Below are 11,916 nucleotides of genomic sequence, written 5' to 3'. Positions count from 1 at the left end.
AATGGACTCCCAATTATAAACGGAGGCTGCTAGTATATATTGATTAAAAAATGAATAATATTTTTTTAGACTAAAAATTATAACTTGTTTATTATTAAAACAAAGGCCAAGTTACAAAAATGCTAAGTCAACTACTTAACAAGCCTTCATCGATGATGGTAGGAATAGATATTGGTTCACACACCATAAAGGCGGTTTTGTTGAATAAAACCGAAGACGGCGGCTACCGTCTAGAGGCGCTCGCTGTTGAGCCAATGCCAAAAGGTGCTATATCAGAGCGTTCAATACAAGATATTGAAGCGGTTGGAAATATTATTATCAAATTAAAGCGTCGCCTACCTAAAACAGTGCGCTCAGCAGCGGTGGCTGTTTCTGGCCAAACAGTGATCACTAAAGTTATTTTTATGGATGTCACGCTAAGTGATGTTGAATTAGAATCACAAATTGAAATCGAAGCCGATAGTTTAATTCCTTATCCACTTGATGAAGTTAGTCTCGATTTTGAAAAGCTGGGGACCAACGAAGCTGATCTGAGTAAAATGAATGTACTACTGTCTGCTGCACGAACTGAAAGTGTAGAAGCGCGAGTAGGGGCACTAGAAACTGCCGGTTTAAATGCTAAAGTAGTCGATGTAGAAAGCTACGCATTAAGCCGAGCCATGGATGTGTATTATCAACAGTTGCCTAGTGATGCGTTTAATAAATGCGTTGCTGTAGTTGATATTGGCGCAGTATTGACCTTAGTGAGTGTGGTTCAGGCGGGTGAAACAATTTATACCCGTGATCAAGTATTTGGTGGCGACCAATACACCAACAGCATTGTTAATTATTACAATAAGGGTTTTGATGAAGCTGAAATAGGCAAAACCACCGGTGATCTTCCTCCTAATTATACATTTGAAGTGCTTGCACCTTTTCAAACCTCATTACTACAACAAGTGCGCCGTGCTGTACAAATGTTTTTAACCACCAGTGGTAAAGACAAAATAGATTATATTGTACTGACTGGTGGAACAGCCATGATTGATGGCTTAGATCGTTTGTTAATTGAAGAGTTAGGTATTCATACTGTCGTTGCTGAACCTTTTGCGGGTATGGATATATCTGCAAAAGTTGACCGTAATATCTTGCAGCGTTACCGTACGCAGTTTGCTATTGCAACCGGCTTAGCACTTAGGAGCTTTTCATCATGCCATATATAAACTTACTGCCTTGGCGTGAGCAGCGACGTAAGCAATCGCAAACTAAGTTTGTCACTATCGTGTGTGCTGTTGTGATACTAAGCTTTTTAAGTATGTATTTGTTGAGCACTTTTTACGGTAATTTGCGTGATGGTCAAAATGTAAAAAACAACTTTTTGAGTACGAGAATCAGTCAGCTTGATATGAAAATTCGCGAAATCCGCGAACTTGATAAGAAAAAAGAAAACCTTCAGCAACGTATGCGCCTTATTGAAGAGCTGCAAAGTAGCCGTAATCTAGGTACGCAAATAATGGATGAAGTCGCAAGCATTGTCCCCGCAGGTGTCTATTTAACAAAGCTGGAACGCCGCGGTAGTGCTATTCATGTGGTGGGTCGTAGTGAGTCTAATAATCGTTTATCAACTATGCTGCGCCAAGTGCAAGGCTCGTACTTATTAGAGCGTCCATCTATGCAAGGGATTGTTGCCGGAGAAAAATCTTCTCGTTTATTAAGTGATTTTAATATGGAGTTTTATGTTAAACCCTTTGGTAAAATAGGTGAGAAAAATAATGAGCCTTGATATCAAAGCGTTAACAGAGATTGAGTGGAGCGAAATCGAGCTTGAGAATGTTGGTGATTGGCCTGTTATTGTAAAAATAATTTGCTGTACTTTTGTTGCTGCATTGGTATTGTTTTTTAGCTATAGCCTCTTAGTATCAGATGAAATAGATAGCTACCACAGTGCAGTCGAAAAAGAATCAGAGCTGCGCTCTACCTACCAAATAAAATATGCGGTCGCAATCAATTTGGATATTTATCGCCAACAAATGGTTGAGATGGAAGAAAAGTTTTCGCAGTTGTTAAAGCGCTTACCAACCTCAAATGAAACCCCAGGCTTATTAGATGACTTGTCCTATGTGGGGACGACCAGTGGTTTAACCTTTTTAAAAATAGGCTGGCTTCCTGAAATCAAAAAAGAGTTTTATACCGAGTTACCAATTAAAATTGAAGTGGTCGGCACTTACCATGAATTTGGTGATTTTGTAGATAAGGTGGCGCAGCTACCGCGTATTGTTAGTTTGCATGACTTTTCAATTAATACCTCCGGCGACAGTGAGTTAACTTTTAGTGTGGTTGCAAAAACTTATCGTTATGAAGAGGGTATTAAAAAGTGAAAAAATTAATACTGGTGCTCTCAGTTGCCTTTATATTATCTGCTTGTAACGATGATACGACAAAACAAAAAGAGTTTATTGACCAAGTTAAGGCCAGTACGACACCTAAAGTAGAGCCTATTTTGGAATTAACTCAATTTGAGCATTTTGAGTACAATGCTGGAAAAATGCGCAGTCCATTTGTGGCACCACAACCTGAAATTATTCAAAGCAATTTAGTGCAGGTAAAAAACTGCTTACACCCTGATCCTGAACGTCCCCGAGAGCCACTTGAGAAGTACCCGCTGGATAACTTAGCGATGAAAGGCACGCTAGGCAGCAATAGCAAAGCATGGGCACTGATAAAAGCTGCTGACAATACCTTGCATCGCGTTAGTGTTGGTGATTATTTAGGGCTTCAGCATGGTGAAATAAAAGAGGTAAAAAGTGATTACATACAGTTGCTGGAATTAATTCCCGACGGGTCTGGTTGTTGGAAAGAGCGTCTGACTAAGCTTGAAATGTTAGAGGCTGGATCAAATGGCGCAAGTTAAAAAAATAAAAGGTAAGAATAAAATGCATAAGGGAGTATCCTTGAACAGCCATATTAAACACTTCATATTTGCTGCTGTTGCCCTCGTAATGACGCAGTCAGCGCTTGCTGAGCCACTGCTGTATGATGTTCGCTACAATCCACTTTTAGCCGGTGAAACTGAGCTACAGTTGGTATTTGATGAAGAGCTAAAAGAAAAGCCAAAAGTGCAAGTGTTTAATAGTCCTGCACGTATCGAAATGTATTTTAAAACGGTTTCTTTTGAAGAAGGGCTTAGTGAAGTTGCAGTTAATCAAGCTGGCATTCAAAAGGTAAGCACGAGTGCGCGTGATGATGGTATTAAAGTCACGGTGCATTTAGACAAACTAAAAATATACCAAACAAGGGTTAATAATAACCTTGTTTCATTGCATGTTTCCGATAATCCGATAGGTGAAAAGCAGAACAGCAATACGGCTGCTAATGCTGCGGGGGATTATATAAATACCATTCAATCACTGGATTTTCGCCGTGGTGAGAAAGGCGAAGCGCGTGTTTTAGTTTTTTTACAAGATACACAAGCCGTCGTTGATGTTCACGAAAGTGGAGGCAAAATTTATGCTGAATTTCATCATACCGATATCTTAGATGATCTACTGTACGAACTCGATGTACTCGATTTTGGCACTGTGGTTAGTACTATTGAAACATTCAAAGAAGAGAATAAAACCCGCATTGTAATTGAGCCTAATTCGGCATTTAAATATAACTTCCAGCAACTTGAAAATATCTTTACCTTAACGGTAGAAAAAGATGATACCCAGCGTTCATTTTTAGAAGGTGGTAAAGAGTATTTAGGGCGTCCAATGACGTTAAACTTTCAAGATATTTCGGTACGTGCGGTACTACAAATTATTGCCGGTTATAACGATTTTAACTTAGTAACTAGTGACTCTGTAACCGGTAATATTACTTTACGACTAGATGGAGTGCCATGGGATCAAGCCTTAGATGTAGTACTGAAAGTTAAAGGTCTTGATAAGCGCATGGATGGCTCTATTTTAATGGTTGCTCCTGCTGAAGAGCTTGCCGCCCGAGAAGCTAAAGAATTAAAGGCTAAGCAACAAGTTGAAGATTTAGAGCCACTTTATAGTGAATATATTCGCTTAAATTACTCTAAAGCCGAAGAATTTGCCGATCTTTTAAAAACCGATACCAACAGTATTATTAGTCAACGTGGCAGTGTGTCGGTTGATAAGCGCACTAATACCTTATTAATTAAAGACACCGCAAAGAGTATTGAAAGCGTTCGCCGTATGGTTGAAACTCTCGATATTTCAGTTAGACAAGTCGTTATTGAGTCACGAATGGTAACAGTGCGCGATAACGTACAAGAAGACTTAGGTGTGCGCTGGGGATTTAGCGACCAGCAAGGCAGTGACGGTATTTCTGGCACCTTAGAAGGGGCTGATACTATCTCAAATGGCACGATCCCAAGTATTTCTGATCGTTTAAATGTTAATTTGCCTATTTCTAACCCGGCGGGCAGTATTGGTATGCATGTAGCCAAGCTTGCCAATGGCACATTAATTGATTTAGAGCTGACGGCTTTAGAGGAAGAAAACCGCGGTGAAATTATCGCAAGCCCACGTATTACGACAGCGAATCAACAAAAAGCGCGCATTGAACAAGGTACAGAAATTCCTTACGTTGAAGCAGCTTCAAGTGGGGCAACGACGGTTAGCTTTAAAAAAGCAGTTTTAAGTTTGGAAGTAACCCCGCATATTACTCCCGATAACAAAGTTATTTTGGATTTAGTGATTACCCAAGATACTCGCGGTGATACAGTGCAAACACCAACAGGTCCTGCGGTTGCAATTGACACTCAGCAAATTCAAACACAGGTGTTAGTTGAGAATGGTCAAACAGTGGTACTAGGTGGTATATTCCAACAGCAAATTATTAACTCAACGAAAAAGGTGCCTTTATTAGGCGATATTCCATACCTTGGAGTGTTGTTTAGAAGCACGAGTGAGTTTAATGAAAAGAAAGAGCTATTGATTTTTGTTACTCCAAAAATACAAATAGACTAGGGCCTGTTGACCTTTCAAGGTTAAATTTGCAGCAGTCTGTTTGGTATTTAGGCAAGGCAGCGCCTATGTGGTGTGGTTATTCCCCATAAATAGGCGGTAACGCAGCATTAATGCCAAACAGGCGCTGTCCAAAGGGTTCTGCCTAGGGGCGATTAACTCTTTGTTGCCTACATGGATGTAGGTAAGGGGCGTGAGCAGGACGCGGAAGTTTTGCTCGGTTTTTACTTAGCCCACTAGGTTACAAACCTCGCGCCGCGATTAAACCGCCCCGAGTTTGAACAAATTTTAATCCGCAAAGATCAACAGGCCCTAATTTACACTGGTTTTTTCTTAATCAAGAGCTAATAAAGTTACTTTATTAGCTCTTATATGGTTTTTTGTTCTAATTGACTTGAAATACCCCGGCAATTACTGAGATAATCCCCTCCTTAATTTTGGGGCCAGGTCGTTAGGCGGGGTTTTTATTTCAAATTTTAGAGTTCGTTTGTACTAAAAGATATGGCTGAGAAACGTAATATATTTCTAGTTGGTCCTATGGGGGCTGGCAAAAGCACAATTGGTCGTCACATTGCTGACCAATTACACCTTGAATTTGTCGATTCTGATCAAGAAATCGAGCGTCGTACAGGTGCAGATATTGCCTGGGTGTTCGATCTTGAAGGTGAAGAAGGCTTTCGACTTCGTGAAGAAGGCGTCATTGGAGACTTAACCGAAATGCAAGGTATTGTACTTGCTACTGGTGGTGGTTCAGTGATGAGCAAAGAAGTTCGAAACAAACTTTCGGCTCGCGGTATCGTTGTATACCTTGAGACACCAATCGAGAAACAGGTTGCACGTACGCAGCGCGACAAGCGTCGCCCATTACTGCAAACAGCAGAAGCACCTCGTGACGTGTTAGAACGTCTAGCGGAGGAGCGCGAGCCATTATATAAAGATGTGGCTGATTTTGTTGTACGCACTGATGAGCAAAGCGCTAAAGTTGTTGCTAATCAAATCATTGAGAAGTTAGATTTTTAAAGAACAATAATCAAGGAAGCTAAGCGATGCTTGAATTAACTGTTAATTTAGACGAGCGAAGTTATCCTATTTATATTGGTCCATCTATACTTCAACAGACAGGCCTGTTGCTTGAGCACATCGGCGACTGTCGACCTATTATCATCACTAACGACACCATTGCACCTTTATATTTAGATAATGTAATGGCGTTGTTAGCTGAGGTAAATCCACTTTCATTTATTATTCCAGACGGTGAGCAATTTAAGTCGCTCGAATGGTTTGAGAAGATATCTGCCTTCCTGCTAGAGAATAACTGTGGTCGTGATACTTGCTTAATTGCTTTAGGTGGTGGGGTTGTAGGCGATTTAACAGGCTTTGTCGCTGCGTGTTATCAACGCGGTGTGCCTTTTATTCAAGTGCCAACTACCTTGCTATCGCAAGTTGATTCGTCTGTGGGTGGCAAAACAGCGGTGAATCATCCTTTGGGTAAAAACATGATTGGGGCATTCTATCAGCCACAAGCTGTGTTTATTGATACCGAATCTTTGCATACACTTCCCACTCGTGAGTTTGCAGCGGGAATGGCAGAAGTAATCAAGTATGGCTTAATTTACGATACTGAATTATTTAGCTTTTTAGAGAATAACTTAAAGCAATTAAAAGCACTTGATGAAGAAACCTTGCAACATGTTATTTATCGCTGCTGCGAAATTAAAGCATTAATTGTTGCCGAAGATGAAAAAGAAGCGGGTTTACGGGCATTGCTTAACCTTGGGCATACTTTTGCGCATGCAATTGAAGCGCAAATGGGTTATGGCAAATGGTTACATGGCGAAGCCGTTGCTACAGGTATGGTGCTTGCGGCAAAGCTTGCACATACCCGCGGCGATTTAACGGCTCAACAAGTTACGCGTATTTGTGATTTAATCACGCGCTATGACCTAGCTACTAATATTCCAGAAAACATGACCAGTGAGCAGTTTTTGCACCACATGCGTAAAGACAAAAAAAATAAAAAAGGCACTATTCGTTTTATTTTACCGACTAAGTTTGGTCAATGCGCGCTGGTTGATGATGTTAGTGATCAACATGTTCGAGACTTAATCGAGCAATAATGCAGTCGCAAATCTTACCTGGCCGTGCGGCATTGGTTGATAGAATCGCGCTGCAGTTTGAATATGGGCAAAATCTCATCGCATTATTAGCTCCCTTAGGGATTGGCAAAAGTTACCTTCTCGAAACCTTTTTGACTGAAGACCACAGCAATCCTCGTTTGTTACTTGCTTGGCAGTCTGTTGAACACAGCAACAAAGTGGTGCACAAGCAACAAAGCTCATGGCGTGTTCATTTAACTGCATTACTGTTTATTACGCTGCTAATAATTGGCTTTTTATATAAGTCAGATATGACCGAATTGTGGCAGGATTACTATCAAGCAGAGCCAAGCTCATCTATAGCTACTGCGTTAGCTGTCGAAACTGTAACTCAAGCTAATAAGACTCAATCTGATATACAAACAGAAACAATTAAAAGTGCTGAAAATAAGCAACTAGAGCCAAATAGTAAAAACAATATCAGCGATATAAATATTAAAGATAACAGCTCCCTTGGTGATGCGCTAATTGACTCAAGTAGCAATAATAAATTAAGCCAGCAAGCTAAAACTTATCAAGCTAAGCGTAATAGTCGTAGATGGTGGATTGTCACTTACGGTAGCTATTCCTCGCTTAGTGATGCATAAGTAGCGCTTGTAACCCTATCAGCTAAGGTGCCTAAAAATAAGCCGTTTTATAAGCAAATAAATAAAATAAAACAAAAAATAGTATTACTAGATCAGTAAACCAAAGTGCTTTAGTGTAAAATCATGCAACACCAAATTGAAGTAAAGAGCAAATGCAGCAAAAGAGTAGAGCCTTTTTAAAGTGGGCCGGCGGAAAATACAGCTTAGTTGATGATATTCGTGCACGTTTGATGCGAGCAAGTCAGCATGCAGATACTTTAGTAGAACCTTTTGTTGGGGCGGGCTCTGTATTTCTTAATACTCAATTCAAACATTATATTCTAAATGACATCAATGTTGATCTGATTAATCTTTACAATGAACTTAAGCGCTCACCCGATGAGTTTATTAGTGACGCAAAAAAATTATTTGTGGAGCTAAATAATCATCCTGAAGCGTATTATGAATACCGTGTGCAGTTTAATCAAAGCCGTGATATTAGCGAGCGAGCCATGTTATTTTTATACATGAATCGTCATGGTTATAATGGGTTATGCCGTTATAACCTAAAAGGTATTTTTAACGTTCCATTTGGTAAATATAAACGACCATACTTTCCTGAAAAAGAAATGTACTTTTTTGCTGAAAAAGCCCAACAAGCGACGTTTACTTGTTTAGATTACGCTGATGTATTTAAGTTGGTACCAGTAGATAATGCTGTAGTGTATTGCGATCCGCCTTACGTGCCACTGAGTAAAACTGCGTCTTTTACTTCTTATGCTAAAGGAGGTTTTAATTTAGATGACCAAGCTAACCTTGCTAATTTAGCTGAGCAAGCGGCATTTGAAAATAATACGCCAGTGCTAATTTCAAATCATGATACCGTTTGGACGCGAAAAATATACAGTCAAGCCATGCTTGATCAAATTCAAGTCAAGCGCACTATCAGTCCTAAAGGAGGAGGCCGTAACAAGGTCAGTGAGTTGATGGCTATGTACTTAGCACCCAAACCACTAACGAATAAATAGAGGCGACAAAAAATATAAACAGAATAAGCGCGATAGCAATAATGACGATAGGAGAGTGTTGTTGAAAGTCGGCTTGGCGTTTATGTTCTGACTGAACACCAAAAAATGCGGCTAGTACACTTTGTAATGCACTAAAAAACCGCATCATAATTTAAAAGCTCGGAGTGACTGAGCGAGATTTCTGCTCATCTGGACTACTGCTTAGTAACTCTAATAAATCTAAGTAATGAAATTGAGCACTACGACTATCACCCGCTAACCATGAAAACCAGCTAGAGCGTGTTTCATGTATCGGTATTTGACACGATGTGGTGTGTGTGGCGGTATTTAGTGTATTACTTTGACATTGTTCTGATGCTAACACTGCATCATCCGTTTTTGAAAAAAAACTTAAAGAACAAATAGTTAATACAGTCGCAATTAAGATCCCAATTTTAAAAGCACGCATATTTCGTTAACCTGAATTCGCTATATTAGCCAGAGCATAGCTAAAAAACGGTTAAATAACAAACTTAATTTACCTTTCATAGAAATAAAATAGTGTAGAATTAAAAGCTTAAGGTGAAATTTTTGTTTCAAATTAACTGTTTAAGAATTAATCATTAGGTTCGTTATTATAGAGTTCAAGCATTAATATATGCTTGAACTTGGGCAATAACTTGAATTGAGTTACATTAAGGCTATTAAGTGCAGTTAACTGTGCTGCGGGTTGGCATTTTCGAATTTAATAAGGGTTGCTAATGTTAGAAACAATGCAAAAATATCTTATCGCTCCGTCTATTTTGTCGGCTGATTTTGCCCGCCTCGGTGAAGAGGTCGATAAGGTGCTCGCCAGCGGTGCTGATGTAGTGCATTTTGATGTGATGGATAATCATTATGTGCCTAACCTAACAATAGGCCCAATGGTTTGTAAGGCACTGCGTGATTACGGAGTTACAGCACCAATTGATGTGCATTTAATGGTGAAACCGGTTGATAGTTTAATTCCACAGTTTGTAGATGCAGGTGCTTCAATTATTACTTTTCATCCAGAGGCTAGCGAGCATATAGACCGTACCTTGGAACTTATTAAAGACAGTGGTTGCCAAGCTGGGCTGGTGTTTAATCCGGCTACTAGCTTAAGCTACCTTGAACATGTGCTTGATAAGATTGATGTGGTTTTAATAATGTCGGTTAACCCTGGGTTTGGTGGGCAAAGCTTTATTCCTCATACTCTCGAAAAGCTACGCCAAGCACGTAAAATTATTAATGACTCAGGACGTGACATACGTTTAGAAGTTGATGGCGGGGTTAAAGTTGATAACATCGCAGCCGCCGCAGAGGCGGGTGCGGATATGTTTGTCGCAGGCTCGGCCATTTTTAATCACAGCGATTACCAAGTGGTGATTGAACAAATGCGCGAACAATTAAAGGCTGTTAAATAATGAAGTATGAAGTTGCCTTATTTGATTTAGACGGCACTTTAGTTGATAGTGTTTATGATTTATACATAGCCATGAACCTAACACTGAGTGACTTAGCCTTTCCTATTGTAACTCAGCGCTTAGTTGAAAGTTGGGTTGGCAATGGTATTGAAGTACTCGTTAAACGCGCGCTCAGTGGCGATATGCAGATCAGCGAACATTTAGATACTGAACTTGCCGATAAAGCAACTACACTGTTTTACGATCATTACTCTGAGCAAGTGGGCGAGTACAGTGTGTTATATCAGCATGTTGAAACAGGTTTAGCCGCACTTAGTGGCATGCCCAAAGCAGTAATTACTAATAAAGCGCGTCAATTCACTGAAAAACTGCTCGATAAACTGGCATTAACGAGTCATTTTGAGCTGACAGTGTGTGGCGATGATATGACTAAAAAGCCCTCACCAGAACCATTGTTGTTTGCTTGTCAGCAACTAAACGTTGATGTTAGCCAAGCTATTATGATTGGCGATTCTAAAAGTGATATTTTAGCTGCGCAGGCGGCAAACATAGACGTAATTGCATTAAACTATGGTTATAACCAAGGTGAAAACCTCAGCGACTATAATCCACAGTACCTCTGTGAGCAATTCTTAGATATAATACCCATACTTACTAAGCGGTAAGTTGTTATTTTAGCAATTTTAATTTCAGTGTTTTTAATTTTAGCAATACAAAGGAACATCATGACAAAACCAGTAGTTTTAAGCGGCATGCAGCCAACCGGTGGAATGACAATAGGCAACTATGTTGGTGCTATTAACCAGTGGGTTAAGCTACAGGAAGAGTACGATAGTCACTTTATGTTAGCTAATTTGCATGCTATTACCGTACGCCAAGACCCTGAATTGTTACGATCGCGAGTGCTTGATGGCATCGCGCTTTATGTAGCCTGTGGTATCGATCCTAAAAAAGCCGCGCTATTTGTACAATCACAAGTGCCAGAGCATGCACAGTTAGGCTGGGCATTAAATTGTTATGCGCAAATGGGCGAGCTTAACCGTATGACACAGTTTAAAGACAAGTCATCTAAGCATGAAAATAATGTAAACGTGGGCTTGTTTGCTTACCCAGTACTGCAAGCGGCTGATATTTTACTGTATCAAGCTGATCAAGTTCCTGTGGGGGATGATCAAAAGCAACATTTAGAGTTAACACGTGATATCGCTACACGTTTTAATAACTTATATGGTGAGGTTTTCACAATTCCAGAACCTTACATTCCAGAGTTTGGCGCGCGCGTAATGAGCTTACAAGATCCGCTGAAGAAAATGTCTAAATCAGATGAAAATCCAAATGGATTTATCATGATGTTAGATGAGCCAAAAAAGATTGAGAAAAAGCTGAAAAAAGCAGTGACTGATTCAGATGAACAAGCACGTATTTATTTTGACCGTACAGAAAAGCCTGGTGTGTCGAACTTACTAACACTTATGTCGGTTGCCACTAAACGCTCTATCGAAGAGCTTGTGCCAGAGTATGAAGACAAAATGTACGGCCACTTGAAAAAAGATACCGCCGCAGCAGTGGTAAGTATGATTGAGCCAATTCAAGCTCGCTTTAAAGAAATTCGCGAAGATCAAACCATGCTTAACAGCATTATGAAAGCCGGTGCTGAAAAAGCCAGTATCCGCGCAGAAAAAACACTTAAATCAGTTTATGATGCGTTAGGCTTCATTCCTCGCCCATGAATGCAATTGAAGCCTGATTTGAATCCATAAAAAACCAAAGCCGCAGCTTTGGTT

The 11,916-nt window shown here is 40.0% G+C and carries 14 protein-coding genes; 12 read left to right on the top strand and 2 right to left on the bottom strand.

The window, feature by feature from the left end:
* The first annotated feature begins 119 nt into the window (after positions 1–119).
* The 9 genes from ACT3RM_RS05735 to ACT3RM_RS05695 all read left to right on the top strand — a co-directional run bounded on the left by ACT3RM_RS05735 (position 120) and on the right by ACT3RM_RS05695 (position 8,708).
* On the top strand, positions 120–1,202 hold the full coding sequence (locus ACT3RM_RS05735; protein WP_441993102.1) for a pilus assembly protein PilM: 1,083 nt from the start codon (positions 120–122) through the stop codon (positions 1,200–1,202).
* Positions 1,190–1,762, top strand: coding sequence for a PilN domain-containing protein (locus ACT3RM_RS05730; RefSeq protein ID WP_441993101.1), 573 nt, complete (start codon positions 1,190–1,192; stop codon positions 1,760–1,762). Before ACT3RM_RS05735 ends, ACT3RM_RS05730 begins: the two co-directional genes overlap by 13 nt.
* Positions 1,752–2,357: a type 4a pilus biogenesis protein PilO gene (locus ACT3RM_RS05725; RefSeq protein ID WP_441994665.1), complete on the top strand. Its 606-nt coding sequence runs from the start codon at positions 1,752–1,754 to the stop codon at positions 2,355–2,357. Before ACT3RM_RS05730 ends, ACT3RM_RS05725 begins: the two co-directional genes overlap by 11 nt.
* Positions 2,354–2,890, top strand: coding sequence for a pilus assembly protein PilP (locus tag ACT3RM_RS05720; protein ID WP_441992808.1), 537 nt, complete (start codon positions 2,354–2,356; stop codon positions 2,888–2,890). The genes ACT3RM_RS05725 and ACT3RM_RS05720 overlap by 4 nt, the downstream gene beginning before the upstream one ends.
* The gene (locus ACT3RM_RS05715; RefSeq protein WP_441992807.1) at positions 2,877–4,961 is read left to right on the top strand and encodes a type IV pilus secretin PilQ; all 2,085 of its coding nucleotides are present in this window, start codon (positions 2,877–2,879) and stop codon (positions 4,959–4,961) included. Before ACT3RM_RS05720 ends, ACT3RM_RS05715 begins: the two co-directional genes overlap by 14 nt.
* 498 nt (positions 4,962–5,459) lie before the next feature.
* Complete coding sequence (gene aroK / locus ACT3RM_RS05710; RefSeq protein WP_441992806.1) at positions 5,460–5,978, top strand: shikimate kinase AroK; 519 nt, start codon at positions 5,460–5,462, stop codon at positions 5,976–5,978.
* 26 nt (positions 5,979–6,004) lie between these two features.
* Positions 6,005–7,075: a 3-dehydroquinate synthase gene (gene aroB / locus ACT3RM_RS05705; RefSeq protein WP_441992805.1), complete on the top strand. Its 1,071-nt coding sequence runs from the start codon at positions 6,005–6,007 to the stop codon at positions 7,073–7,075.
* A complete protein-coding gene (locus ACT3RM_RS05700; protein ID WP_441994664.1) occupies positions 7,075–7,701 on the top strand; it encodes a hypothetical protein in 627 nt (208 codons plus the stop codon). Before aroB ends, ACT3RM_RS05700 begins: the two co-directional genes overlap by 1 nt.
* A 152-nt stretch (positions 7,702–7,853) precedes the next feature.
* Positions 7,854–8,708 carry a Dam family site-specific DNA-(adenine-N6)-methyltransferase gene (locus ACT3RM_RS05695; RefSeq protein ID WP_441834095.1) on the top strand — a complete coding sequence of 285 codons (855 nt, stop codon included), beginning with the start codon at positions 7,854–7,856 and terminating at the stop codon, positions 8,706–8,708.
* Here ACT3RM_RS05695 and ACT3RM_RS05690 read toward each other — a convergent pair.
* Positions 8,671–8,856, bottom strand: coding sequence for a DUF2970 domain-containing protein (locus tag ACT3RM_RS05690; protein WP_441834096.1), 186 nt, complete (start codon positions 8,854–8,856; stop codon positions 8,671–8,673). The two genes, ACT3RM_RS05695 and ACT3RM_RS05690, sit on opposite strands and share 38 nt — an antisense overlap.
* A gap of 3 nt (positions 8,857–8,859) precedes the next feature.
* The gene (locus tag ACT3RM_RS05685) at positions 8,860–9,156 is read right to left on the bottom strand and encodes a hypothetical protein (RefSeq protein ID WP_441992804.1); all 297 of its coding nucleotides are present in this window, start codon (positions 9,154–9,156) and stop codon (positions 8,860–8,862) included.
* Between the two features lie 292 nt (positions 9,157–9,448).
* On the opposite strand from ACT3RM_RS05685, the gene rpe reads away from it, so the two are divergent.
* From rpe to trpS, 3 genes are read left to right on the top strand one after another with little or no spacing between them, the layout of a single operon-like run.
* On the top strand, positions 9,449–10,132 hold the full coding sequence (gene rpe, locus ACT3RM_RS05680) for a ribulose-phosphate 3-epimerase (protein WP_441992803.1): 684 nt from the start codon (positions 9,449–9,451) through the stop codon (positions 10,130–10,132).
* Entirely contained in the window at positions 10,132–10,797 is a 666-nt protein-coding gene (locus ACT3RM_RS05675; RefSeq protein WP_441992802.1) for a phosphoglycolate phosphatase, read from the top strand. Before rpe ends, ACT3RM_RS05675 begins: the two co-directional genes overlap by 1 nt.
* A 60-nt stretch (positions 10,798–10,857) precedes the next feature.
* Positions 10,858–11,862 carry a tryptophan--tRNA ligase gene (gene trpS, locus ACT3RM_RS05670; protein WP_441992801.1) on the top strand — a complete coding sequence of 335 codons (1,005 nt, stop codon included), beginning with the start codon at positions 10,858–10,860 and terminating at the stop codon, positions 11,860–11,862.
* The last annotated feature ends 54 nt before the right edge of the window (positions 11,863–11,916 follow it).

The sequence above is a fragment of the Pseudoalteromonas sp. AOP7-A1-14 genome, from assembly GCF_052376275.1.
Taxonomy (GTDB): Bacteria; Pseudomonadota; Gammaproteobacteria; order Enterobacterales; family Alteromonadaceae; genus Pseudoalteromonas.
This window is presented reverse-complemented; position numbering and strand designations above follow the sequence as displayed.

What these genes read in the sequence shown, in the direction of transcription:
- ACT3RM_RS05715 (WP_441992807.1), top strand. Translation starts at nt 2,877, where the DNA reads ATGGCGCAAGTTAAAAAAATAAAAGGTAAGAATAAAATGCATAAGGGA.
- rpe (WP_441992803.1), top strand. Translation starts at nt 9,449, where the DNA reads ATGTTAGAAACAATGCAAAAATATCTTATCGCTCCGTCTATTTTGTCG.
- ACT3RM_RS05700 (WP_441994664.1), top strand. Translation starts at nt 7,075, where the DNA reads ATGCAGTCGCAAATCTTACCTGGCCGTGCGGCATTGGTTGATAGAATC.
- trpS (WP_441992801.1), top strand. Translation starts at nt 10,858, where the DNA reads ATGACAAAACCAGTAGTTTTAAGCGGCATGCAGCCAACCGGTGGAATG.
- aroB (WP_441992805.1), top strand. Translation starts at nt 6,005, where the DNA reads ATGCTTGAATTAACTGTTAATTTAGACGAGCGAAGTTATCCTATTTAT.
- ACT3RM_RS05690 (WP_441834096.1), bottom strand. Translation starts at nt 8,856, where the DNA reads ATGATGCGGTTTTTTAGTGCATTACAAAGTGTACTAGCCGCATTTTTT.
- ACT3RM_RS05735 (WP_441993102.1), top strand. Translation starts at nt 120, where the DNA reads ATGCTAAGTCAACTACTTAACAAGCCTTCATCGATGATGGTAGGAATA.
- aroK (WP_441992806.1), top strand. Translation starts at nt 5,460, where the DNA reads ATGGCTGAGAAACGTAATATATTTCTAGTTGGTCCTATGGGGGCTGGC.
- ACT3RM_RS05730 (WP_441993101.1), top strand. Translation starts at nt 1,190, where the DNA reads ATGCCATATATAAACTTACTGCCTTGGCGTGAGCAGCGACGTAAGCAA.
- ACT3RM_RS05695 (WP_441834095.1), top strand. Translation starts at nt 7,854, where the DNA reads ATGCAGCAAAAGAGTAGAGCCTTTTTAAAGTGGGCCGGCGGAAAATAC.
- ACT3RM_RS05675 (WP_441992802.1), top strand. Translation starts at nt 10,132, where the DNA reads ATGAAGTATGAAGTTGCCTTATTTGATTTAGACGGCACTTTAGTTGAT.
- ACT3RM_RS05685 (WP_441992804.1), bottom strand. Translation starts at nt 9,156, where the DNA reads ATGCGTGCTTTTAAAATTGGGATCTTAATTGCGACTGTATTAACTATT.
- ACT3RM_RS05725 (WP_441994665.1), top strand. Translation starts at nt 1,752, where the DNA reads ATGAGCCTTGATATCAAAGCGTTAACAGAGATTGAGTGGAGCGAAATC.